This window comes from Shewanella cutis (assembly GCF_022410515.1).
Taxonomy (GTDB): Bacteria; Pseudomonadota; Gammaproteobacteria; order Enterobacterales; family Shewanellaceae; genus Shewanella; species Shewanella cutis.
This window is the reverse complement of the sequence record NZ_JACSDI010000011.1, coordinates 1-24,911: the sequence shown is the minus strand read 5'-3', so window position 1 is coordinate 24,911 and position 24,911 is coordinate 1. Positions and strand designations below refer to the sequence as shown.

Below are 24,911 nucleotides of genomic sequence, written 5' to 3'. Positions count from 1 at the left end.
TGGCAGCGGAGCATTCACTATGGATTGGTTACTGATCGCCCTCGCAGGCTTACTCGGCGGCATGTTAAATGCGGTAGCGGGCGGCGGCAGTTTTATCACCTTATTTGCCCTTGTGTTTGTGGGCGTACCACCACTGATAGCCAATGCTACGGGTACGGCGGCCCTGCTCCCCGGTTACCTTGCCAGTGCCTGGCGTTTTCGAAAAGAGATTGAATATCCAGCAAATCTTAACCTAAAAACCCTGTGCTTGATTGCGATTGCGGGCGGATGTTTAGGCGCGGCGATTTTGCTTAGCACCAGCGAGCAGGTATTTGCTGATATTGTCCCTTGGTTAATTTTGCTGACCACCCTCGCCTTTATCGCCGGACCTTGGCTACTGAAAAAACGCTTAAATCCTGCCAGTCTCACCCGTGTGAATACCGTCAAGCCACTGACGGCAATGATTATTCTCAGTCTCGTCTGTATTTACGGCGGCTATTTTAACGGGGGATTAGGGATTATTTTACTCGCAACCTTTGGGTTACTCGGCCAAACCCAATTACAGGGGATGAACGGGCTTAAAAATTTACTCTCCGCCCTACTCACCAGCATCGCAGTGGTCATTTACGCCCTCGGTGATCTGATTGAAGGGCAATATCTGTTACTGCTTGCCATTATGGCCATAGTTGGCGGCTATCTGGGTGCCGCGCTGGCTTATCGTATTTCCCAATCCCTATTACGGGGCTTTATTGTGCTTGTCGGTTTCGCCATGAGCATCGGATTTTTTATACGTTAAACCAAATATCGTGACTGAAAGAGTGTTCAACACGTCCTAGTTTTTAGCTCAAAAAATGACAAAACCATCAAAGAGATATTAACGCTTTCTGATGGCATAAATAGGATTAATCTCCGTAGAAGGCATCTATGTACATTCCTAAAAATATGGCACTTGACGATAAACAAGCGATAGCCGAGTTAATTGCTGACTTTGGCTTTGGATTGCTCATCTCTCCCACCTTAGAAGCCACGCACTTACCACTGCTTTACGAGCCAGCTGAGGATGGACAAGGCTATCTCTATGGACACATGGCAAAAGCCAATGAACATTGGAAACAACTCGATGGCCAGCAAGTACTTGTGGTGTTCTCTGGACCACATGCCTATATTTCACCCACTTGGTACGCCAATGGCCCCGCGGTCCCGACTTGGAACTATGCAGCGGTTCACTGTACTGGCAGAGTCGAAATATTAGAGGATAACGGCACAGCCACAGCCATTCAAAAACTGATGAAAAAATATGAACCTAACCTATTGGCAGATAAAGCATTAATGCCAGAGGAATATATAGACAAACTCTCGCAGGCGATTGTGGGGTTTCGAGTGGTGATAAGCTCGATTCAAGCGAAGGAAAAACTCGGGCAACACCGAAAAGTCGCTGACCAAATAGGCGTCTATCATGCCTTGGCCCAAAATGTTTCAACCGATAGTCGCGCCTTGGCAAAATACATGCTGAAAAGAAATCTAGGGACAGGACGTAACAAGGAAGAATAATGGACGCTATTCAGATTCGACCTGCACAACTGACCGACCTTAACCCCATAGCAAGCTTACTGTTGCAGCTGGGTTATAGTGCCACCGAGGCGCAGTTACAGCAGTATCTTAATAACCCTAACAGAACCGATGAAATCTATCTCGCCGAGTCTAATGGAGTCGTGGTTGGGTTGATAAGTTTGATCTTTTTTGATTATTTTCCCTCGCAGCAGCAAATCTGCCGCATTACTGCTTTAGTGGTGACTGAGGCCAGTAGAGGATTAGGTGTGGGGACGCAACTGATTGACTTTGCCAAAGACAGAGCAAGTAAGCGAGGTTGTTGCCAGCTTGAGGTCACCACCTCTATGCGCCGCGATAAAACCCAAGCCTACTACGAGTCCATCGGCTTTGAGAAAACCTCCTTTCGCTATATTCAAGCTATCGAAGGTAAATGAGTAGAGTGCTCACAAATAAAATAGGCGCTTAAGTGTACTTAAGCGCCTATTTTGGCTAAGCGTTAGCGTGGGATTAATCCTGTGCCAACTCCTTTTCTAATTGCTGGGCAATGGCTTCTGGCGAGCCGCTGTTACGGGCAAAGAGACCGTAGGCAGTTGGGATCACATAAATGGTAAACAGGGTCGCGAGCATTATGCCCGCAAGCACCACCACACCAATCACAAAGCGGGTTTCTGCACCTGCACCCGTTGCCAAAACCAGAGGGACAGCGCCCGCGGCAGTGGTAATCCCCGTCATCAGGATGGGGCGTAAACGCTGACAAGAGGCTTGAATAATGGCGCGATCAAAATCAACACCTTTATCCCGCAACTGGTTGGCAAATTCGACGATCAGAATACCGTTTTTCGCCGCCAAACCGACCAACATAATAATGCCAATCTGGCTGTAGATATTGAGACTCTGCCCCGTAAACCACAGCCCAATTAAGGCGCCAACTGTGGCAAGCGGTACCGTCAGCATGATCACCATAGGGTGAATATAGCTTTCAAACTGCGCTGCTAATACCAGGAACACAATCCCCAGCGCCAGCAGGAACACAAAGTACATTGAGCTGCCAGACTCTTGATAATCAAGGGATTGTCCCTTATAGCTGATCACCGCTTCCGCTGGAAGATAAGCACGCGCCACTTGATTGAGGTAATCCAGCGCTTCACCTAGGCTATAACCATCCGCCAAGCTGGCTTCGATAGTGATCGCCCGCATACGGTTGTAGCGGTTAAGGGAACTGGCATCGGCAAACTCTTCTACCGTGACTAGGTTCGACAGTGGGATCAGCTCCTTCGTCCGTTCGGAGCGAACATAGATATTTTGCAGATCGGCCGCGGTATTTTGGTTACTGCGCTCCCCTTCCACAATCACATCGTACTCTTCGCCATCACGCATAAAGGTGGTGACTAAACGGGAGCCTAGCATCGACTCCAAAGTACGGCCGATATGGGAAATCGACACCCCAAGGCTGGCCGCCCTGTCCCTGTCAATCACCACTCTTAGCTGCGGTTTAGTCTCTTTATAATCATGGTCTAGGCCAAGCAGTTTAGGATTTTCCGCCACTTTTTCCATCATGATATCTCGCCAAGCAGCCAGCTCCTCATAGCTTGGCCCACCAATCACAAATTGCACAGGTTTACCTACGCCACGGCCAAAGGCTTGACGCATCACAGGGAAAGCTTGCACGCCGGCTAAATCGGCAAGACGTTTATTAATATCGCCAATCACTTCTTTCATTGGACGACGTTGCCCCCAATCCTCGAGCACAATAATCGCCATCCCGTTAGAGAAGTCAGCCGCGCGGCCAAAGCCTCTGGGTGCACGAATAAGCAGGCGCTTAATATCACCTGAATCCACCAGCGGCATTAAACGGCTTTCCACCTCGGTCATATAGGATTCAATATACTCATAACTCGCGCCCTGCGGCCCGTTAACCATTAAAAATAAGGAGCCGCGGTCCTCCTGCGGTGCAAATTCCTGCGGTACTTTTTGGGCAAGAAACACGCTGCTACCGAGTGCAATCAACACGATAACCGACATCAGCACCGGTTTTGTCATCGCACCCTCTAGCGAACTTTGATAGCAACGGGAAATACCGGCCATAATGCTATCAACCTTACGCACTAACCATGAGTCCTGCTCCGCGGGTTTGAGCAGCTTAGCGCACATCATCGGGCTTAAGGTTAACGCCACAATACTGGAGAAAATCACCGCCGCACTCATTGCCACCGCAAACTCTTTAAAGAGTTTCCCTAGGTCCCCTTCAAGGAAGGTGATCGGCATAAATACTGCCACCAGCACTAGAGTCGTGGCAATGACCGCAAAGGCTACTTCACGGGCGCCTAGGAAGGCGGCTTTTAAGGGCGAATCCCCTTCTTCGATACGGCGGTGAATGTTCTCTAACATCACAATCGCATCGTCAACCACCATGCCGATGGCGAGGATCATCGCCAGCAGTGTCAATAGGTTAATCGTATAGCCCAAGGCATAAAGCACGATAAACGTGCCGAGCAACGACACGGGCACCGTAACCGCGGGGATTAACATGGCCCGCACGCTGCCGAGGAATAGATAAATCACAATAATCACTAAGATCATTGCGGTGAACAGCGTTTGATAAACCTCTTTGATCGAGGCCTCGATAAACACCGAGCTATCGTAGCTGCGCTTAATCGACATTCCCGCTGGTAAGGTAGGATTGATCTTATCAACTAACGCATTGACGCCGCGGGCCACTTCTAAGGTGTTAGCAGTCGACTGTTTCGAGACCCCAAGACCAATCATGGCTTCCCTGTTACCGCGGAACATAATGCGATCTTCATCAGAGCCCACTTCCACCTTTGCCACATCGCCAAGTTTGACCAAATAGCCATCTTCGCCTTGGACTATCACCAAATTGGCAAAGTCCTCCGCGCTGCGATAGCTCCGCTCTAACCGCACGGTAAAATGGCGCTCCTTGGACTCAAGCGAACCAGCTGGTAACTCGACGTTTTCCGCCCTGAGTGCGGCTTCCACATCGGCAACCGTCAAACTGCGCGATGCTAACGCTTGTCTATCGAGCCAAACGCGCATGGCGTACACTTTTCCACCGCCTATTCGGATCATCGATACCCCATCGACCACCGACAGACGGTCGGCTAAATAGCGACGAGTGTAATCAGTCAGCTCTAATGTCGTCATCTGATCCGACTCGAGATTTAACCACATGATGACTTCATCGCCACCGTTGGCTTTTTGCACCTCTGGGGGATCGGCTTCTTCAGGTAAGTTATCTAATAGACCCGAAATTCTGTCACGCACATCGTTGGCCGCATCCTCAATATTACGACTAATATCAAACTCTAAGGTCACTTGTGAGCGGCCATCGCTGCTCGATGAACTCACATGGCGAATGCCTTCAACGCCGCTGATCCTGTCCTCAATCAGTTGGGTGATGCGACTCTCGACCACCGCGGCACTGGCACCACGATAGTTGGTTTCAATCGAGACAATAGGCGGATCGATATTGGGGTATTCCCGCAGCGGTAATTTACCGAATGCGACCAGACCAAAGGCCACCAGCAATAAACTAATGACCGAGGCAAACACCGGCCGTTTAACGGAAAGATCGGTCAGGATCATACACTTGGCTCCGCAGTAGCATCGGAAAGATAGCTAAACTTTTCAGCCAGTTGGGTTTTCACCACATCGCCAGGGTGCACCTTAAGCAGGCCGCGGATCACCACGTTTTCGCCAATCGCTAGGCCATCGGTAATTTCAACCCAACCTCGAGTACGAATACCAATGGTGACTTGCTTACGCTCAATGACATTGTCTTTATTCACGCTATAAACAAAGTGTGATTTCTGAAGCGGAATAATCGCCGATTCAGGCAACATCAGCGCCTCGCGGCTGCGTTTGATGAGTTTGACCTTCATCAGCATGCCGGGAAGTAAGCGTAAATCAGGATTTGGGATTTCGGCGCGAACGATCACGGCGCGAGTGGTTGGATTAACACGGCTATCGATAGAAATCACCTTGCCTTTAAAGATTTCATCGGCAAAGGCCACGGCTTTGGCTTCAACAAGCTTGCCGGGCTGCAAGTCTTGAATAAAACGCTCAGGCACTGAAAAGTCTAATTTGATCTTAGAGATATCATCAAGCGTGGTGATCTCAGTGCCCGGTGTGACTAAGCTACCGACACTCACTTGGCGTAGCCCTAAACGGCCATTAAAAGGGGCGATGATACTGCGATCATTAAGGGAGGATTGTGCCTGCTCTAATTCAGCACGAGTGGTATCAATTAAGGTTTGCAGGCGGTCACGTTCTAATTCCGCAACGGTGCGGCTGGTAACGAGCGAACTAATCCGCGCTAATTCGCGCTGGTTATCACTCACTTTAACCTGCGCCACTTTCACTTTGGCCAATTGCTCTGCATTTTGCAGTTGCACCAATAAATCACCTTTTTTAACGATATCGCCATCATCAAACTTTAATGAGGTCACAACGTCGGTAACTTTAGGTGTAATCGTAACGGATTCGTAAGCCTTATTTGTGCCGATAGCTTCAACCTCGTCACGCACTTGCGCCATGGCAGCGGTGGCAATAACAACATTAGGGGTGAGCTTAACTTGCGCTTTCGCCTGTTCTTGAGGCTGCATAGCTTGATATCCAAACCATGCCGCTGCCAAAATGGCGATGATAATTATGATTTTTTTCATCCGGCTTCCAAATGATGACTCGCATTAGTGACGGCTAGTTTACCCACTCGCATCATTGCATCAATACGTTTTACTTTTTCTTACAAATTACGCCGAGCCAGTAAAACTTGTATTAAATTGATGCTTAAGTTGAAAAGTGCCACTAACGTTCAGAATGCAGTACGATACTTTTAGATTTAAGCAGATTGTGTTGACCGAGCTAACAATTAAAGCCGTTTTAGCTAAAACCACTTTATAACTAAGGTATACCCTAGAAATATTCTGATACATCATGCGGTATCGAGAATGGGCAATAGGCCAAATTACAGACACAAAAAAGGGCGATAAATCGCCCTTTTTGCTTTGAGGTAGAATTAACGCAGCTTGCGTTCTTCTTTCATCAGGCTTGACAATGACTCGTATACCTTGCTCACAACGTCATTCGATAATGGCTGATCTTCAGCATCACGAAGGAAAATCTTTGTCTCATCAGGGGTCTCACCGTCCTCTAGGAGTAAACGGTAGCTACCTTCTTTTAAGGACAATTGATTGTCGTTCCACAACGAGCTCCAGAAACCAGAGTTATCGGTAAATTTAATAAAGTACAGGCCTTTGGCGCTGTCCATATCTGAAATTTCGAAGCCCATTTCTGGTAACACGATACGCAGACGATCCCACACTTGCTTATAGGATGCCTTAGCCGACCAATATGCAGCACCTTCTTCTGGCGTGACCAAATCAACATTGATCCCTAAGGTCTGCTTCAAGCGATTTGCTTGAATGGTTTGCTCACGCTTAACGCTCATATAAGCAATGGCACTGTTAAGCATATCGATGGTGTAACGCTGCTTATCCTCACCGCTGAGCATTACATCTTGCTCTTTACCATCGTAAAACTCTTCGTGTTCTACCAAATGGATGACGATATTGGCAGTACGGCCATGTGGACGAGTTTCCACATCGAAGCGATAACGCTGTCGCAGCAGATATTCTTTATCTGAGCCCCATAAACTTGACTCCAACACCTCACGGCTTTCAATCCAATCGGTTTCGATGCTGCCTTTGTCAAAGTCGCGGCTACGGATAGGAATTGCTTGTTTGGCTAAGAAGTCATCTAGGTTCGTGAAAATCTCTTGCTTAAGGTCGACATTGTTATCGATAGATTCAACCACGATCTTAATGTTATCACTGCCCTCTTCCACATGCGTGCCTTCTGCCATCGGCAAAACTTGCAGTGGTGGGCGGATATCAAGGTTTTTACCAACAAGCGCAGGGTTTGCTTTAGGACCTAACGCGGGCACGTCGTATTCTTTATTGTAAGGCGGCGTTTTCAATCCCTCAGGGATCTTTAGCATTGGCGCTTGCTCAGCCTGTACATAGTCTTCACCACCGTTGGCTTGGCGACGCTCTAATGGCGAACTACAAGCTGCAACGGCAGCAACTAGGAACAGTGGGGTGACTTTCTTTAACATTAATTATTTAACCTCTATCTGGGCACGAGTCATTGCATCTAACAACAGACCATGACATTGCTCAGAAAGTTCAGTCAAAGGTAAACGAATATGACCACATTCAATCAGCCCCATACGATGGGCCGCCCATTTTACTGGGATAGGGTTTGCTTCGCAAAACAGTGTGCTATATAGGCCACGTAGTGGCTCATCGATGCTTGCGGCTAATTCGGCATTGCCCGCAAGCGCAGCGTCGCACATGGCTTTAAAGGCTTTTGGCACTATGTTGTTGGCAACAGAAATAACCCCATTACCACCCAATAGTAAAAACTCGCTTGCTGTCGCGTCATCACCGCTATACAACATAAAGTCATTACCACAAAGCTCACGGAGGCGCTTAACGCGAGATACATCGCCCGTTGCTTCTTTTACGCCAATAATATTGCTCACACTTACTAATTCAGCCACCGTTTCGGGCTTCATATCAACAGCGGTGCGTCCGGGAACGTTATACAGAATTTGTGGAATATCAGTGCTTGCTGCAACAGCTTTATAGTGTGCAACTAAGCCCTTTGGGGTGGGTTTATTGTAGTAAGGTGTTACGCCTAACATGGCCGCAACCCCGACTTTAGATAAGGACTTGGTCAGTTCGATAGCTTCTGCTGTCGCATTAGCACCATTGCCACCAATCACTGGAATACGGCCTGCCGCAAACTTAACCGTTTGCGCGACCACGGTAACGTGCTCATTCATTGGCAGAGTCGCTGACTCGCCGGTGGTACCCACGGCAACAATGGCGTCTGTGCCTTGGTCAATATGGAATTCGACTAACCTTTCAAGACTTGCAAAATCTACTGAGCCATCACTGTTCATTGGCGTGATTAAGGCTACGATGCTTCCGTTTATCATCTGACTTCCCCAAAATTTCAGGATTCGCTATGGTACTGATGCCAACCATTAATGACAAGCACTAACAGGGCTCTCAAATTGATTTAGTTATGGTAGCATTACATCCCGCACAAAAACTCGGCGCTCGGTCTCGAGTTTTCGCTCTATGGTATCGAAAAAGTGAGGACAATTCATGACCAATTTCCTGGTCGTAACCGCAATGGGCGTAGATCGTCCTGGACTCGTAAGTAAACTAGCTCGGCTTGCTAGCGACTGTGACTGCGATATCGTCGACAGCCGTATGGCATTATTTGGTAACGAATTTACCTTAATTATGATGTTGTCAGGTTCGTGGGCATCCATAACGAAAATTGAAAGCTTGCTCCCCAGTCTCAGTGTTGAATTAGAACTGATGACCGTGATGAAGCGCACCTCGAAACACACGCCGCAAAATTACCTTTCACGCCTTGAAGTGCGCTTTACCGGTAAAGATCAACGCGGCACCATGAAACGCATCACCCAGTTCCTTGCCGACCGTTCCTTAGACTTGGCGGCAGTTCGCTCCTTCTCTGAAGAACTCGACAATGGCGAGCAAACGCAAACCATTTCATTAACCATCAATATTCCTGAAAAAGTTGAACTGGAAAAGCTCGAAAAGAGTATCTATCAACTCTCCGAGGAAATGGCACTGGATTGCACCATTAGACGCATGGAAGGCACGACCTCAAGAAACGACAGAGGATAATTGATGAACACCTTAACCCCTGGCGCCAAAGCGCCACTTTTTACCTTACAAGATCAACAGGGTAATGCTGTTTCCCTACAAGAATGCTTAACGCGTGGCCCGGTGTTAGTCTACTTTTACCCTAAGGCTTCAACCCCTGGCTGCACAGTACAAGCCTGCGGTTTACGCGACAGCAAAGCCGAACTCGATAGCCATAACGTCACTGTTCTTGGCATTAGCCCTGATCCTGTGGCTAAATTAGCCAAGTTTGCAGAAAAACAATCACTTAACTTTACCCTACTCAGCGATGAAGACCACAGTGTGGCCGATGCGTTTGGGGTATGGGGTGAGAAAAAGTTTATGGGCAAAATCTATGATGGTATCCATAGATTAAGCTTCCTCATCAACACCGATGGCACTATTGCCCATGTGTTTGATAAGTTTAAAACCAGCGATCATCATCAAGTAGTGCTTGCGCAAATCGCAGGGCAATAATCATCCCCCGATGCGTTAGCGAGTGATTGACTGAATATCCAAAACAGCATCGACATTCGCGTTTTGGTTAAACACATCAACACAACGTGAGCAAATAACGCTCAATCAATTGTTAAAGGGCCCAAATCAGGGCCCTTTTTGATGAAAAGTTTTCAGCTTGTGCTGAATAAATCGGCTAACTTTGTGATGCTCTTTCACTCTGTTCGATGTGACACACAACAAACTAAGACAAATAATACCAATCGTATTAAATATCTGTTCATTCAGCGGGAGTTAAACGGGCTTTAGACAAGGCGAAGGCTTGAAGGCGTACTGGTGCTCTGTCGAAAGCCTTAAACGCAGTATAAAGCCCGTTCAACCCCGCCCTTCGGGAGCCTCACAGGCATCTCACTCCCGTGTTACATTGACTTAAAAGGGAATAACCATTTCTTCGTCAATGCGCCTTGGATTGAGATGCCTGTGAGGCTCTGAACTGATTAGATATTTAATGTGATTGGTATAAACACGAGTTCAATTTTCGAAAAGCACGACACCAAGCATTACATCCCTAAACGCATGCAAGCTCAGGCCCATTGGTATATTTTTCAACTAAACCCAACTTGACACAAAGACTACATAAATTCAGGAAACAATTCTTCGGTTTGACGCTGCTGATAGTGATTGAAATCAATGTAATTTCCTTGCTCTGTGGTGACTGAGCAATGCCCTACACATAAATGCTCAGACAATCCTGCAGTACTGATTAGCTGATTAACACTAACGAGATCCCAACTTGAAGGAGCAAATAAGCTAATTAATTGTGCAACTACCGGATAAGGATACGCCGCTAAATTCAGATTGGTCTCAAAGCTGACATAGGAGTGATCCCCTTGCCCAGCCGAGGGAGTAATATGCAAAGTGAAATAATGGCGACCTTGAATGGCATTCAGCGAAAAACCCGTCGGCTTAAAACAATGCATATCCAGCTGAAACTCAGGAAAGAGTTGTGTCAGTTTTAGCCTGTGGACAATCCCCTGTTCGGTTTGCACGGGATCATTGAGGTACTCCGCTAATTCCCCCCGAATATGATACATCATCAGCTCAAGGCGAGTCCCAACTTGGGTTATTGGAACACCTGCGGCACAAAACACGTAGTGGTGGTGCGCATCTAAATGACCGACTCGAAAGGCTTGCCCCGATATCAACGTCCGTAATTGGGCAATGTCTTCAGCAAAGGTGGTGCTTTGTAACTGCGCTTGGTATTCATTTTTGCGCTGATAACAGAGCGCAGCGATATGCTCGCCGCCTAGGCTATTGATAAAATAGCAGGCCGCTTCGATAAGCGTGCTGTTGCCGCAGGTGAGGATCAGGATTTTATTGTCCCAAACGAACAAACTCGATTCACTTAAAAGATAAGCATCGCAGTCTTTATTACTGATTTTTGATAGGATTTCGGCATTAGCACAGGCCACCAACGTCGTCCAAAAAGTCAACTCACGCTGACGCAGCGGCACAGCCTTTGGCGTCAGGCTGATCTCAAGCTTTTTTTCCGCACCTTCAAAAAACATCAAGCCGTTGACCTCATTTTATCCATTTGTTTTGGCGTCTTTTGGTTATCTCAGCCAACGATTTTGCTCGGCTCATTGTACACGACTGAGACCTCAATAAAACCGCGACCCTTTGGTTTAAAAACCGGAGAAGAAAATGCTAAACGCAGAAAAATAAAAAATCAGCCTAAGTCACCCTAGGCTGATTTATTCAACACATTCAATATTAAGAAAAATCTTCTAAATAGGTGTAACCTTTCAGGCCCACTTGCAATTCTTCTAAAATTTGTGCGCGTTCATCTTCAACAATATGCTGGTTGACTAACTCTTCATAGGTACGCATAAAGTCAACGGCATCTAAGTTAACATAGCGCAGCACGTCAGCCACAGTATCACCGGCAAGTACCGATTCAATATTGGTCATACCGTTTTCTTCAATGCTGACAACGGCTGAGTTAGTGTCGCCAAACAGGTTGTGCATATCCCCTAGAATCTCTTGATATGCCCCCACCATAAAGAAGCCGATTAGATACGGGCTTTCAGCGCTCCAAGCTGGCACTGGCAGCGTGGTTTCAATCCCTTGACCGTCTACGTATTGGTCAACAATACCGTCAGAGTCACAGGTGATGTCCAGCATCACAGCGCGGCGCTCTGGCGCCTTGTCTAATCCAGACAGCGGCAGCACAGGGAACACCTGATCGATACCCCAAGCATCCGGTAACGATTGGAACAACGAGAAGTTAACGAAGAACTTATCCGCTAATTTTTCGTTTAACTCATCGATAATCGGTCTGTGATAACGGTTTTTAGTACTTAACAACCCTTGGACTTCGTGACATACACGCAGGTTTGCTTGCTCGGCCCACGCACGTTCTGCCAAGCTTAATTGACCTAAGGCAAACAGCGATTGCGCTTCTTGCAAGTCACTTTGGCTATCGTGGTAAATCTCAATCAATGCACGTTGATCGGCGCGGCCGCTGATCTCGGTCCAAGATTGCCACATGTTGTGCAGCAGCTGTGGTGACTCTTCCGCAGGCGGCTGGATATCTTCAACCTGATAGGCTTCAGTGCCAATCACATCGGTGATCAGTACCGCATGGTGCGCCGTTAAGTGACGGCCCGATTCTGAAATAATACGTGGCATAGGTTGCTCGTATTCATTACAGATATCGGTTAGCACGTTAACGATGTTGTTCGCGTATTCGCTTAAGCCATAGTTCATCGAGTTGTTACTTTGGCTTCGGGTGCCGTCGTAATCCACCGCTAAACCACCGCCAACGTCGAAGCAGTTAATGCTGGCGCCTAACTCACGTAATTCACAGTAGAAACGCGCCGCTTCGCTCACACCTTGACGAATATCGCGGATGTTGGCGATTTGCGAGCCTAAGTGGAAGTGCAGTAATTGCAGAGAATCTAACATATCCTCTTGTTTTAACTGTTCAACTACAGTCAAAATTTGCGCGGCAGATAAACCAAACTTAGACTTTTCGCCGCCGCTGGCTTGCCACTTGCCTTTCCCTTGGAAGGCAAGACGGGCACGTAGACCTAAGCGAGGTTTTACCCCTAAACGCTTAGACTCGGCCAGTACCATCTTCAGCTCAGACAGTTTTTCTAAAACGATGTAGACCTTATGGCCTAACTTTTCACCGATTAAGGCTAAACGAATGTATTCGTTATCTTTGTAACCGTTACATACGATCACTGAACTGGCTTTTTGCGCCATGGCCAATACGGCCATTAATTCTGGCTTACTGCCGGCTTCTAGGCCTAATTGTGGAACTTCTTTTGATGCTTGGCTCGCAAGGATCTCTTCTACCACAGTTTTTTGTTGGTTTACTTTAATGGGGTAAACCAGCAAATAGTCCGCCTGATACTCATATTTTTGTATCGCTTGGTCGAATGCTTGGCACAAACTGTTCACTCTGTGGTGCAGAATTTGCGGGAAACGAACTAATACAGGTAAAGCGACCCCGGCTTTAACCATGTCTTTTGCTAGCTCATTTAAGCCAATCTTGTGATCAGGATTCTTAGGATCCGGCGACACTGTCACCTCACCTTGGTCGCTGATCCCATAAAACCCTTGGCTCCAGTGGGTAACGTTGTACCCAGCACGAGCAGCATCAATAGACCAATCATTCATTTTTATTTAGCCCGTCTATAAAAAAATGGGTTAAACGGCCAATGCATTCTTGCACGACCGCCCGTTCGACAAACCCAGGTAAACATACGGTTACCTGACATACAATTAGGATGTATTCACCCTGTTTAAAGCAGCAAAATCCCCCCATAGTAGGTGACATTGATGCGTTTTTCCTTAACGCAGCCGGGGTAGACCCCAGATTCTTATTACTTTGGCGATGGTAGGAAATGGCATTTATATTCCCCTTTATCGCCTTGGTATCTCACCAATGGCATTAACCTTAGTGCGCTTTGAGGTCAAAAAACACTCAAAACCCTTATATTAGGCGTCACATTACCGCTCAAGACCCCAAATATCCAAAGAGGGTTTCAAGCATGTCGACAACTATAGGTAACACTAAAGGAACAACATTACATATTAAGCGGCTAAGCAAGCGATTGCGCACTTAATAACAGGCAAGATTATTGTAACAGGGGACTGTTGGCTTCTTCGCGGCCAGAATTGATACGGATTAACGTGAGATGTTTAAGGCTGGTATCGTCATAGGGCACAACGATTGAGCGCTGGCATTGAGATGCTTTTAGGCAAAGAGCAAAAAATGGATGCTTGTGCATTAGCTAAACAATTCCTCTTAACCCCATGTAACCATTATAAATTGTACGTTACACGGTTAATGACCTGTGAACCATAAAATCATTACAACTCACGTAATATTTGTCATGTCTGTAACGAGCGAAGTCGTTAAACGGCGCAATTAAACCGCGCAATGTCACAGAATGCAAGCAAGAATCTCATTTAATATTTTTGATTAAAATATAATAAACACCGCATTAACAGGCTGGTGAACAAATCTCAGACTTATCCATTTGAAATCAATAAACTAAATATCAACCCCACTCTAAGTGCGTTCAATATTTTTTAATAGCCAATCAAGATAATTCGATAACATTTGCTCACATCAACAATATTGTTTTATCTCAGCGCGGCAGTTCATTTTCGACTATCGCCGCAAAAGCCAATCTGGAAGCTGCCGTTTACAGATAAAGCGGTTATAATCACCGCCGAATGACATCCTTAGATAGAGAGCTCCATGGTACAGATAGGAAAAACCTGCAAACTTGAGGTAGTGAAACAAGTCAGTTTTGGTGTGTATTTAAATGCCCACGAATTTGGCCAAGTGTTACTCCCCAACAAGGCCACCCCAAAAGACTGCCAAGTCGGTGACTGGCTAGAGGTATTTTTATATCTGGACTCTGAAGATATCGTCATTGCCACAACTCGTAAGCCTTTAGCGCAAGTAGGAGAATTTGCCTACTTAAAAGCCGTGGCCACTGGGCCTTTTGGCGCATTTTTAGATTGGGGATTAGATAAAGATCTGTTGCTGCCCTTTGGTGAACAGCATAAACCCATTGAAGAAGGTCGCTCGTACCTTGTTTATGTGCACGTTAATCGTGCGGATGAGCGTATTGTGGCGTCATCAAAAATCGATAAGTTCCTCGATAAAACCCCAGCCCAGTATGAAGTGGGTCAACAGGTTGACTTATTTATCGGTGGCACCACAGATTTAGGCTACAAAGCCATTATTAACCATGCCCATTGGGGCGTGATTTACCAAAATGAAGTGTTCCAAAAACTGCGTTTTGGCCAAAGAGTGAAAGGTTTTATTAAACAAGTGCGCCGCGATGGCAAAATTGATTTGGTATTGCAGCAAGGCAGTAAGCAAGAGCTCGATAAGCACGCACACATTATCTTAGTAAAACTCAAGCAAGCGAGTGGCTTCTTACCGCTGACCGATAAAACCGATGCCGAGGTGATTTACGAACAACTTGGTATGAGTAAGAAAGCCTTCAAGAAGAGCATCGGCGGCCTGTTTAAAGCGGGCAAGTTAAGTATCGATGACGATGGTTTACGCCTAACTGAAGCTGACTGATTGGGCTAAATAGTCAACCGAATACGGGCCTTAGCACTCTTTTGCCCCAATGTTCGTGGTTTATTTGTCCAAATAGTTTGCCTTAAACCTCAGTTTACCGACAAGCGCTAGGATATTAAGCATGGCTCTGTTATAACAAAGCCATGCTTTTTTCTTTGGAGCTTATATGGAACTTACGTTACACGAAGCCAGAGTTATCGGTTGCCTACTTGAAAAAGAAGTCACCACCCCCGAGCAATATCCGCTGTCACTCAATGCATTAACCCTCGCCTGTAATCAAAAAACCAGCCGCGAACCTGTATTAGAACTCGCAGAAGCACAAGTACAAGACGCCCTTGATTCATTAAATAAAAAACGCTTAATCAGCGAACAATCGGGTTTTGGTAGCCGGGTCGTCAAATATAAGCACAGATTCTGCAACACCGAATTTAGCGAGTTACAACTTTCCAGCGCGGCGGTAGCCATTGTCTGTTTACTGCTACTTCGCGGCCCACAAACGCCGGGCGAGTTGCGTACCCGCAGCAACAGACTACATGACTTTAAAGATGTGCTCGAAGTGGAAGCCTGCATTAAGCAACTGATGGAGCGAGATAAACCCGTGCTAGCTCAGCTACCACGGGAGCCGGGTAAGCGTGAATGCCGTTATACTGAGCTGTTTTCCCAAGGTGCTGAGCAAATTAACGCCGCGTCATCCACCAATACAGATGCACACCCGCTAAACGAACAGGATAGACAACAACTGGAAGCAAGAGTCACGCAGCTTGAAGAACAAGTAGCTGAACTTAAAGATAAGTTAGACTCGCTTATCGCTTCTTTATCCTAACCGCGCTGCGGACGACTTTCGCGATTGAGCATTCTTAAAGATAACTAACGTGAGAGTTTGTCCGCTCACACACCAACGAGGCAGCGAATGACACCAAACGCACCCAGTACATTCAACAATATGCTTTTGATCGCTGGCTTTGAATGTCGCAAATTTCTGTTTAACCTTCGCGGGGTAATTGCCCTTATCGCCTTTGCATTAGTGTGGGGCATGCTATTACTCTACCCCATCCAAGGCGCTTCGACTTTATTGATGCAGCCTAATATCAAAGATCTGATCGACGGCCTCTTAGGCAGCCAAGCTCTCAACGTGCTGTTTGACTGGCCCGTGCAGGAAATGGCCATCTTCTGGTGCTTTGCGCTGTATTTGTTTCCAATGTTCAGTATTTTAATTGCCGCCGATCAGTTCTCCTCAGACAAAACCCGTGGCACATTGCGCTTCTATACCATAAGAACCAGCAAAGACAGCCTACTCTTCGGCCGCTTTTTAGGGCAAATTCTAATCCAAGGCCTACTGATTTTATTGACAATCCTTGCCACCATAGCACTAGCATTAACGCGCGATATTGGTTTGTTATTACCCGCATTAACGTCGGGCGCCTTAGTCGGCATAAACTTGCTTATCGTCATTTTGCCCTTTACCGCAGTGATGACTCTGTTGTCCCTGTATGCCAGTACAGCAAGGCAAGCCATGGTGCTCGCCACCATCTTGTGGACGGTCGTCTCGATTGCACTGCTGATTTTGGGTAATCAATCCAGCTTATTTGAAGGGTTACAATGGATATTGCCGGGCGCTCAACTGTCGAACATGGTCAACACCAATGGACTCAATAGCTTTTTCTACGCGCCTATTCCCCTATTACAAACTGCATTCGCCCTTTTCCTTGGCCGCGTTTATATCCAAAGGAGTCAACTATGATCCTCATTCAATGCCAAGGTCTTTCCAAACACTATGGCAGCAAAAAAGCGCTCAATAACGTTAACTTAACCCTCGAATCAGGAGCGCCTATCGCTTTGGTTGGCCCTAACGGTGCAGGTAAAACCACACTGTTTAGCCTGCTCTGCGGTTACCTCACCCCAAGCACGGGCACGGTTCGTATTTTGGGAGAAGCGCCCAATAGTCCAACATTATTAGGCCAAATTGCCGCCCTTCCACAGGATGCAACGCTCGATCCCAATTTAACCATTATCAGCCAGTTAAGCTTCTTTGCGCGTCTTCAAGGAATGGCTAGCAAACAGGCAAATCAAGAAGCCCTGCGGGTGCTCAAGTTAGTGGACTTAGCCGAGGTGGCGCAGCAAAAGCCACCGAGCCTCAGCCATGGGATGAGTAAACGTGTGGCGATTGCCCAAGCCTTAATCGGCTCGCCTAAGCTGGTACTGTTAGATGAACCCACAGCAGGACTCGATCCTGCCAATGCGAAGAAAATCCGTGAACTTGTCAGAAGTCTTTCACCCACCACGACCTTTGTGATTAGCTCACATAATTTGGATGAACTAGAAAAGCTCTGTGACCAAGTGCTGTATCTAGATAAAGGTGAGCTGGGCCAATCGATTTCGATGCGCTCATCCAATAGCGGCAGTGATTATCTCACCCTCACCATGCAAAGCTGCGACAATGAAGCGCTGATCCAAGCTGTAGGTCAAATAGCCGGTGTAGTGAATATCACCTCAAAACAAGCCCATGTGTTTGTTATTCAGTTGGATGAAATGGCAAATCGCCATTACGAATTTGAAACCGCCCTGCTCGCGCTATTTAAGCAACAGCATTGGCAATATAAGATGCTGCTGAAAGGACGAACATTAGAAGAAACGTTATTTTCTTAAGCCCGCGATAAGTCCCTTATTACTCCTACGTTTAGCCCCAACTCTGACAGCGCCCGCAAGGGCGCTCAGTAGATACAGTGTTGTTTATACACAACGAAAGCAACGCCATTTCTTATACCGTATCAAAGATCGAATAGCCGTAACTATCAGGGTTAAAACGCTTTATCCTTTAATCTCCACTTTAGCGCTAAACGCCACTAAGCTAACTTTTACCTTAACGCTGCTTATATTGGGAATATTTTTGTTTCACAAGAAAAGCTTGCCATCGCTAATCAATAAAGCAGCAGTTAAGCCGCTTTGACAAACCTTGGCTTTCAATCTGCGCTTGGGCTTGTTATAACGCCCTCTTTTATGCTCTTTCGCTGAATTCAGAGGTTTCAATGAACAAAGCACAACTTATTCAACGTATCGCCACTTCGCTTGAACAGTCCCAGGCCAGCACTAAACCTGTTGTCGAACAGATCCTACAACAAATCCATATTGCCTTAAGCGAAGGTGAGAAAGTCTTCCTGCCACAATTTGGCACCTTCGAGTTACGTTACCATTTACCTAAATCGGGTCGGAACCCACAAACTGGCGAGACGATGGAGATTGCAGGCTTTAACCAGCCAAGTTTTAAAGCAGCGACAGCGCTTAAACAAGCGGTAAATGAATAGGATATGAATTAAGCATCGTTAAACTAGGGCGCTTTGTGGGTAAAGGTTAACAATTTAAGTTTGATGATTGGATTTGTTAGGCGCCAACTAAATCTACCATCCATTGTACATGTCGTAAGGCCAAACGTACCTTACCCTGCGGCTACAGCCATAGCTGCCATCAAGCAATCCATTTTAAGGGCGTTTATATGAGTTCTCGTGCTTTAATCACATAAAAATGCAAGCAGCAAAAGGTGCCTATAATAATGATAATAGAGACTAATTTTAAAGCGAAACTCCAAGACTTATCTGAGTCCTGTGAGGGCAAGGCATATAAACCTTCGTTTTTAATGCTCAACCAAAGCATCGTCGGAAGTTAGCAACCACTTTATTGACAATATTTACTTTTTCTGATTTTGCAATTTCCTTATTTGAACCTCACAGACAGTTGTGCCGTTTTGAAGGTATTCGTATATAGCTCTGGCTCTTTCAGCCATCCGATGATCAGATGTCAACAAGGCTGAGCAGCTTGCGGCCATGGCAATATGTCGGGCGTCGCTTTGAACATTCGCGATAGATCCAAGTTTTCGGGACTTTTGCTCTGCGTGAAAACCTAACAGATCGAACATTGCGCAACATGCGATGATGCCATACTTCACCTCAGTGTTTGCTGGCACGAATACGTTGTTGGGCTTGAACCCAAAAAACTCGTCTATTGTTGGCTGAGAAACGTTTGTTGAGACTATTTCCCATATCTTTTTAAGCTGGTCGGGGCCTTCTATGTTTGTTAATCCGGATCTCGGAACACCAAACGCCGCACGAGTTTGCATTATATGATTATCATTCTCCGATATGTCTTTTATAGCTTTTTCAAAGCTATCTTGAACCGCATCCACATCCCCTAGTCGATGTCGATACTCATCAGGCAGTATAGCTAGGAGCTCGGACAACTGCTCCTTCATAACTACAGGCATTTGAACAAGGTTATCTAACACCGCCCCTCCATTGACCCACGCAATTAAAGGATAAATGACTTCTTCATTGTATGAAGTGTCCTTGATAGCTTCGAGATATTGGTTGAAATGGTGCTGAGGACTGCTTCCTTGTATTAGCAACGTCCGCCCAGTCTCCTTGAATGACGCGTCTAACTCTGAATCGACTAATTGCGCGTCAAAGCTTTCGAGCACATCAAGGTACTTATCTGGATCGGCAGATCTTCGTATCTCTGAAAAGTGCTCTTTCGAATAGACTAACACTGCATCATTAGGCTTCTGAATTGTAAGCTTGCCGTTTGCCTGAGCACTTACGATATTCAGATCGAGATATATAAGGGGTTTGTGCATAAAAAATATCACACGCTAAATAAATATGGCCATCCATTCTAAATCAACAACATGTCAAAACAAACCTAGAAAAAATCGCGTGCTTTAAATGCAAAAAAGCCCCGACTAATGTCGAGGCTTATTTACTATTCACTAAGAATAATGGTACCCGAGGCCAGACTTGAACTGGCACGCTGTTACCAGCGAGGGATTTTAAATCCCTTGTGTCTACCGATTCCACCACTCGGGCAAACTCTGAATATCACAAGCACTGCTGTTGATATTGTTAACTCATTGCTTCGACCTGTTGATTATATTTCAAATGCTTAGGTTACGAAGTTTAACGCTTAAGCTCTGTTTGAGCTTTCACCATTATAAAAATGGTACCCGAGGCCAGACTTGAACTGGCACGCTGTTACCAGCGAGGGATTTTAAATCCCTTGTGTCTACCGATTCCACCACTCGGGCAAACTCTTTATATTAACGACGGGAATCGTGTCATTAATATTTAATTATGGAGGCGCGACCCGGAGTCGAACCGAGATCGACGGATTTGCAATCCGCAGCATAGCCATTCTGCCATCGCGCCATCTTTCCAATCATTTTAGATTGGAGCGACATATCGGGTTCGAACCGATGACCTATACCTTGGCAAGGTATCGCTCTACCAACTGAGCTAATGTCGCATCACGCAGAGTTAAGATTTTGTTTTCACTTCGTCTCTCGTCTACGGGGAGGCATTCTACCTATTTACGATGCAGTGTCAACCGCTGTTTTATCGATAACTTACTGCTTGCGCACTAAATAATCTCTTTGATTTTTTATTGTGCTATTCGGCCGTTAAATCTTTCCAAGCGGCTAAAATGTAGCTCATCATTGACCAGAACGTTAATACCGCAGCGATATATAACAGTACAAATGCCGCTTGGATCATTAATGGGTTGTATTGCCAAATCAGGCCAATAATCGCCACCATTTGAGCAGCGGTTTTATATTTACCAATCCAAGAGACAGCAACCGTTCCACGCTTACCTAATTCGGCCATCCACTCCCGCAGGGCTGAAATCACAATTTCACGGCCAATCATAAACAGTGCTGGCAGTGTGAGCCAAATATCAGCGTATTGGTCAACTAATAATACGAGTGCGGTGATCACCATCAGTTTATCAGCGACGGGATCGAGGAAGGCGCCAAAACGGGTCAGTTGCTTGAGTTTACGGGCCGCATAACCGTCTAATGCATCCGTTAACGCCGCCAGCCAAAACACAAATGCAGCAACAAAAGGCGTCCAGCTGTAAGGTAAATAAAACAACACCACGAAAATGGGTAGTAAAAAAAGCCTAAAAAGAGTTAATGCTATGGGTAAGTTAAGCGGCATGATCAAACCAGTTAGTCAAAAGCAGCGCCAATCTTGCCTTAAATTTTTCACCCTCGCAATGCATCATGAATGGTTTGTGCCATTTCTATACTAATACCGGGTACTTTCGCTAACTCGGCAACACTCGCCCCCTTCACTTCCTGTAAACCACCCAGATGCTGGAGTAACGCTTTACGGCGTTTAGGGCCAATACCGGGGATAGATTCCAGCGTAGAGGTGTTACGGGTTTTCTGGCGGCGATTTCGATGCCCAGTAATGGCAAAACGGTGCGATTCATCGCGAATATGTTGAATAAGGTGCAATGCGGGCGAGTCATCCTCGAGGGAAAAGCTAGTTTCCGTGTCACCAAAGATTAAGGTTTCAAGCCCGGGTTTACGGCTCTCCCCCTTTGCCACCCCAATCAGTTGCGGCGCTTTATCTAAATTGACGAACTTCTCATCCACTATTTGCTGCGCGATACGTAGCTGCCCTAGGCCACCGTCGATAAATAAAATGTCAGGGATTTTGCCGCTGGCATCGATTTTATCAAATCGACGACTGATGGCTTGTTTCATCGCGGCATAATCATCGCCTGGTGTAATGCCTTCAATATTGTAACGACGATATTCGGCTTTATGCGGCCCTTCACGATTAAACACCACGCAGGAGGCGACCGTGCTCTCCCCCATGGTATGACTGATATCGAAACATTCCATCCGCTGAATCCGCGTATTGAGTTCAAGGATTTCCTCCAATAACACAAAACGCTGTTCAACGGTGTTTTTATGGGACAGACGCGTCATCACCGCATTGGTGGCGTTGGTGATCGCGAGGCGTAAAAAACTCGCCCTGTCAGCACGCACATTGGTTTTAATGCTGAATTTTTTATTCAACGCCTCAGAGACGGCCGCTTCTAACTCATGCAATTCTTCAAAGTGATGACTTATCACCACTTCCTTAGGAATAGTGCGTTGAATATCGGCATTTAAGTAAAACTGTAACAGGAAGGAACGCAACACTTCCTCAATATCCGTTTGCGCGGGCACCGTTGGATAATAGCTACGGCTACCAAAAATCTTACCTTCGCGAATAAAGAGTAAATGGAAACAGGCGATACCCGAGGCGTAGTGTACGCCGATAACATCCATATCGCCGGTGTTTCCCGAGACTTCTTGCTGCTCAGCTACCCGGCGCAGTGCCATAATTTGATCGCGAAAGCGCGCAGCTTGCTCATAGGCTTGCTGCTCGGCGGCCTCTTCCATCTTCGCCACGAGTTCACTGATAACTTGTTTATCTTTTCCCTTTAAAAACAAGCTCGCAAGTTTGACCTGCTCGTCATATTCAGTATTGCTGACTTTACCGACGCAGGGTGCGCTGCAACGGGACAACTGGTATTGCAAACAAGGACGAGTGCGCGATTTGTAATAGAGATCATCGCATTGGCGGATAGGAAACAATTTTTGCATCAAGTGCAGACTTTCACGCACCGCGCCGCCATTAGGATAAGGCCCAAAATAATGGCCCTTTTCACGCTGCGGGCCACGATGGTAAGCAAGTCGTGGATGCTCGTGCTGACTCAATAAAATATAAGGGTATGATTTATCGTCCCGCAGTAACACATTGTATTTGGGCATGTACTGCTTGATATAGTCATTTTCAAGCAGCAGCGCATCGGTCTCACTGTGGGTCAGTGTCACATCGATATGATGAATATGCGACACCAGCGCCTGAGTTTTCACATTGCCAAGGTTTTTACGGAAATAGGAAGATAAGCGCTTTTTAAGGTCTTTGGCTTTACCCACATAAATGACGTCACCTTTGACGTCATACATGCGATAAACACCCGCCGAAGAGGTGACTGTACGTAAAAAACTCTGGGCGTTAAAACCTGTCGACATCGTTATACACCCACTTTTTTACTTACTATCTTCAAAACAGCTTGATAAATCGTTTTCAAACTCACGCCTAACACACTATATAAGCAGGATTAATTAATGCTATAGATTAAAAATGGCCAGCATCTAACATTTTATAGCGGATCGCTAAACGGGTCAGCTCCACATCGCCACTGATCCCCAGTTTGGCAAATAAGCGGTAACGGTAACTGTTAACGGTTTTTGGGCTTAGGTTGAGCTGCTCCGAAATATCATTGACCTTTTCACCGTTGGTGATCATCAACATAATTTGCAGCTCGCGCTCAGATAAGGCTTTAAACGGATTCTCATCGGCAGGATTAAATTGGCTCAATGCCATTTGTTGGGCTATTTCAGGGGATAAATAGCGCTGACCACGGGAAACCTGACGTATCGCTTGCAACACCTCTGGTGGCGTCGCACCTTTGGTTAAATAACCGGACGCGCCCGCCTGCATCACTTTGCTGGGGAAAGGATCTTCGGTATGCACAGTCAACACAATAATCTTGGCATGGGGTTGATAACGCAGAATTTTACGGGTGGCTTCGAGTCCGCCCATACCTGGCATATTCATGTCCATTAAGATGACGTCGGCTTCATTTTGTCTTGCCCATTGCACAGCAGTCTCGCCATCGGGCGCTTCACCGACGACTTTGATCCCCCGCTCATCTTCTAAGATACGGCGGATCCCTGTTCTTACTAGCTCATGATCGTCAACTAAATATATCGATATCAACTTTATCCACCTTTAACCAATGCTGGCTAAGAGAGTTTAGCCAAATCAGAGTATTGCAACCGAAATATAGGTTATCAGGGTAATTTAGCCCAACAATGGCATTTCGCAAAGCATAAAATGAATATTGTTAACTAGATGAAATGTAAAGGAACAACGCGCTAATTACCGCCGTTTGAAATTAGATACTGGTATCACGCCAGCTTTGAGTGTGGCTCAGGGTTGGCAAATTGATGATGTGACGCAAGGTATAGTCAGTTTAAAACGCCCATCAAAAATGAAGTACTATCGATGCAAAAAGCCGCTAAATGCTTAGCGCTTTTGACTGAATATGGCGCAGGAGCAGCGCTTAGCATGAGAAACCCTAGGTTAAAATTCGGTAAACAAAAAAGCCATCATCGCTGATGGCTTTCCATGAAATATGGCGCAGGAGCTGCGCTTAGAATGAGGAACCCTAGGTTCAAATTCTGCAGCGAGATAATATACATCTCGCCCAAGGCTGTAAACCTAAATTTATTATCAATTGAATTGATTGGCTATTTGATATCCAATCGTTGATAAAACAATCGCTTGCAGAGTAATTTTTGCTCTAAGCCTATTTTAGCCCACTAAAAACTGCATAACGACAGTGCTATCCAAAATGACCCTTGAATAGATTAAAGTATCGCGACCACTTTTTAGGCTAGCGGCTTACGATGAAAAAGATGAAGTATAAATAGGAATCGCAGGAGAAGGTTAATCCTAACCTTTAAAAATCAAATTCTTCATATCAGAACATAATGATTATCAAGACAATCGCAGATACGCCTTTTGGCAATTCAATCAAACGTCTCATACCATGGAGCCAGATGCAAAAAAGCCATCATCGCTGATGGCTTTCCATGAAATATGGCGCAGGAGCTGCGCTTAGCATAAGGAACCCTAGGTTCAAATTCGGTAAACAAAAAGGCCATCATCGCT

The 24,911-nt window shown here is 46.1% G+C and carries 21 protein-coding genes and 4 tRNA genes; 10 read left to right on the top strand and 15 right to left on the bottom strand.

Annotated elements, in window-relative coordinates; all coding sequences use genetic code 11:
- Positions 1-19: 19 nt before the first annotated feature.
- From H9J30_RS14360 to H9J30_RS14350, 3 genes are all read left to right on the top strand, one after another.
- Complete coding sequence (locus H9J30_RS14360) at positions 20-775, top strand: sulfite exporter TauE/SafE family protein (protein WP_240131610.1); 756 nt, start codon at positions 20-22, stop codon at positions 773-775.
- A 128-nt stretch (positions 776-903) separates the two neighbouring features.
- Positions 904-1,530: an FMN-binding negative transcriptional regulator gene (locus H9J30_RS14355; RefSeq protein WP_240131609.1), complete on the top strand. Its 627-nt coding sequence runs from the start codon at positions 904-906 to the stop codon at positions 1,528-1,530.
- The gene (locus H9J30_RS14350; RefSeq protein ID WP_240131608.1) at positions 1,530-1,964 is read left to right on the top strand and encodes a GNAT family N-acetyltransferase; all 435 of its coding nucleotides are present in this window, start codon (positions 1,530-1,532) and stop codon (positions 1,962-1,964) included. Before H9J30_RS14355 ends, H9J30_RS14350 begins: the two co-directional genes overlap by 1 nt.
- A 73-nt stretch (positions 1,965-2,037) precedes the next feature.
- On the opposite strand, the gene H9J30_RS14345 is transcribed toward H9J30_RS14350, so the two are convergent.
- The 4 genes from H9J30_RS14345 to dapA form a co-directional block, all read right to left on the bottom strand.
- Positions 2,038-5,133, bottom strand: coding sequence for an efflux RND transporter permease subunit (locus H9J30_RS14345; RefSeq protein ID WP_240131607.1), 3,096 nt, complete (start codon positions 5,131-5,133; stop codon positions 2,038-2,040).
- The gene (locus H9J30_RS14340; RefSeq protein WP_240131606.1) at positions 5,130-6,212 is read right to left on the bottom strand and encodes an efflux RND transporter periplasmic adaptor subunit; all 1,083 of its coding nucleotides are present in this window, start codon (positions 6,210-6,212) and stop codon (positions 5,130-5,132) included. Before H9J30_RS14340 ends, H9J30_RS14345 begins: the two co-directional genes overlap by 4 nt.
- A 353-nt stretch (positions 6,213-6,565) precedes the next feature.
- Positions 6,566-7,663, bottom strand: a complete 1,098-nt coding sequence (gene bamC / locus H9J30_RS14335) for an NlpB/DapX family lipoprotein (protein WP_240131605.1) — start codon at positions 7,661-7,663, stop codon at positions 6,566-6,568.
- A gap of 3 nt (positions 7,664-7,666) precedes the next feature.
- Positions 7,667-8,551 carry a 4-hydroxy-tetrahydrodipicolinate synthase gene (gene dapA, locus H9J30_RS14330; protein WP_240131604.1) on the bottom strand — a complete coding sequence of 295 codons (885 nt, stop codon included), beginning with the start codon at positions 8,549-8,551 and terminating at the stop codon, positions 7,667-7,669.
- A gap of 172 nt (positions 8,552-8,723) precedes the next feature.
- Here dapA and H9J30_RS14325 point away from each other — a divergent pair, with 172 nt between their 5' ends.
- Both H9J30_RS14325 and bcp read left to right on the top strand, forming a co-directional pair.
- On the top strand, positions 8,724-9,275 hold the full coding sequence (locus H9J30_RS14325; protein ID WP_023265816.1) for a glycine cleavage system transcriptional repressor: 552 nt from the start codon (positions 8,724-8,726) through the stop codon (positions 9,273-9,275).
- A gap of 3 nt (positions 9,276-9,278) precedes the next feature.
- Positions 9,279-9,749, top strand: coding sequence for a thioredoxin-dependent thiol peroxidase (gene bcp, locus H9J30_RS14320; protein ID WP_240131603.1), 471 nt, complete (start codon positions 9,279-9,281; stop codon positions 9,747-9,749).
- Positions 9,750-10,360: 611 nt separating this feature from the next.
- Here the strand turns inward: bcp and H9J30_RS14315 are convergent.
- The 3 genes from H9J30_RS14315 to H9J30_RS14305 all read right to left on the bottom strand — a co-directional run bounded on the left by H9J30_RS14315 (position 10,361) and on the right by H9J30_RS14305 (position 14,029).
- Complete coding sequence (locus H9J30_RS14315; protein ID WP_240131693.1) at positions 10,361-11,296, bottom strand: S-adenosylmethionine decarboxylase proenzyme; 936 nt, start codon at positions 11,294-11,296, stop codon at positions 10,361-10,363.
- A 205-nt stretch (positions 11,297-11,501) separates the two neighbouring features.
- Positions 11,502-13,415, bottom strand: a complete 1,914-nt coding sequence (speA, locus tag H9J30_RS14310; protein ID WP_240131602.1) for a biosynthetic arginine decarboxylase — start codon at positions 13,413-13,415, stop codon at positions 11,502-11,504.
- 461 nt (positions 13,416-13,876) lie between these two features.
- Positions 13,877-14,029 carry a hypothetical protein gene (locus tag H9J30_RS14305; RefSeq protein WP_011071981.1) on the bottom strand — a complete coding sequence of 51 codons (153 nt, stop codon included), beginning with the start codon at positions 14,027-14,029 and terminating at the stop codon, positions 13,877-13,879.
- Positions 14,030-14,505: 476 nt separating this feature from the next.
- Between H9J30_RS14305 and H9J30_RS14300 the strand changes: the two genes are divergently transcribed.
- From H9J30_RS14300 to H9J30_RS14280, 5 genes are all read left to right on the top strand, one after another.
- A complete protein-coding gene (locus tag H9J30_RS14300; protein ID WP_240131601.1) occupies positions 14,506-15,345 on the top strand; it encodes a CvfB family protein in 840 nt (279 codons plus the stop codon).
- 166 nt (positions 15,346-15,511) lie between these two features.
- Positions 15,512-16,168, top strand: coding sequence for a YceH family protein (locus H9J30_RS14295; RefSeq protein WP_240131600.1), 657 nt, complete (start codon positions 15,512-15,514; stop codon positions 16,166-16,168).
- Positions 16,169-16,255: 87 nt separating this feature from the next.
- Positions 16,256-17,086: an ABC transporter permease subunit gene (locus tag H9J30_RS14290; protein ID WP_240131599.1), complete on the top strand. Its 831-nt coding sequence runs from the start codon at positions 16,256-16,258 to the stop codon at positions 17,084-17,086.
- Complete coding sequence (locus H9J30_RS14285; protein ID WP_240131598.1) at positions 17,083-17,991, top strand: ABC transporter ATP-binding protein; 909 nt, start codon at positions 17,083-17,085, stop codon at positions 17,989-17,991. The genes H9J30_RS14290 and H9J30_RS14285 overlap by 4 nt, the downstream gene beginning before the upstream one ends.
- A 380-nt stretch (positions 17,992-18,371) precedes the next feature.
- Positions 18,372-18,647, top strand: coding sequence for an HU family DNA-binding protein (locus tag H9J30_RS14280; RefSeq protein WP_240131597.1), 276 nt, complete (start codon positions 18,372-18,374; stop codon positions 18,645-18,647).
- A gap of 380 nt (positions 18,648-19,027) precedes the next feature.
- Here H9J30_RS14280 and H9J30_RS14275 read toward each other — a convergent pair whose 3' ends face one another.
- The 8 genes from H9J30_RS14275 to uvrY all read right to left on the bottom strand — a co-directional run bounded on the left by H9J30_RS14275 (position 19,028) and on the right by uvrY (position 23,954).
- On the bottom strand, positions 19,028-19,969 hold the full coding sequence (locus tag H9J30_RS14275; protein WP_133180431.1) for a hypothetical protein: 942 nt from the start codon (positions 19,967-19,969) through the stop codon (positions 19,028-19,030).
- Positions 19,970-20,111: 142 nt separating this feature from the next.
- Positions 20,112-20,198: transfer RNA gene (locus H9J30_RS14270), tRNA-Leu, on the bottom strand.
- Between the two features lie 131 nt (positions 20,199-20,329).
- A tRNA-Leu gene (locus H9J30_RS14265) sits at positions 20,330-20,416 on the bottom strand.
- A gap of 47 nt (positions 20,417-20,463) precedes the next feature.
- Positions 20,464-20,537 (bottom strand) — tRNA-Cys (locus H9J30_RS14260).
- Positions 20,538-20,558: 21 nt separating this feature from the next.
- Positions 20,559-20,634, bottom strand: a tRNA-Gly gene (locus H9J30_RS14255).
- A gap of 143 nt (positions 20,635-20,777) precedes the next feature.
- The gene (gene pgsA / locus H9J30_RS14250) at positions 20,778-21,326 is read right to left on the bottom strand and encodes a CDP-diacylglycerol--glycerol-3-phosphate 3-phosphatidyltransferase (RefSeq protein WP_240131596.1); all 549 of its coding nucleotides are present in this window, start codon (positions 21,324-21,326) and stop codon (positions 20,778-20,780) included.
- A 47-nt stretch (positions 21,327-21,373) separates the two neighbouring features.
- Positions 21,374-23,203 carry an excinuclease ABC subunit UvrC gene (uvrC, locus tag H9J30_RS14245; RefSeq protein WP_240131595.1) on the bottom strand — a complete coding sequence of 610 codons (1,830 nt, stop codon included), beginning with the start codon at positions 23,201-23,203 and terminating at the stop codon, positions 21,374-21,376.
- A gap of 106 nt (positions 23,204-23,309) precedes the next feature.
- Positions 23,310-23,954: a UvrY/SirA/GacA family response regulator transcription factor gene (gene uvrY, locus H9J30_RS14240; protein ID WP_011622328.1), complete on the bottom strand. Its 645-nt coding sequence runs from the start codon at positions 23,952-23,954 to the stop codon at positions 23,310-23,312.
- Between the last annotated feature and the right edge of the window lie 957 nt (positions 23,955-24,911).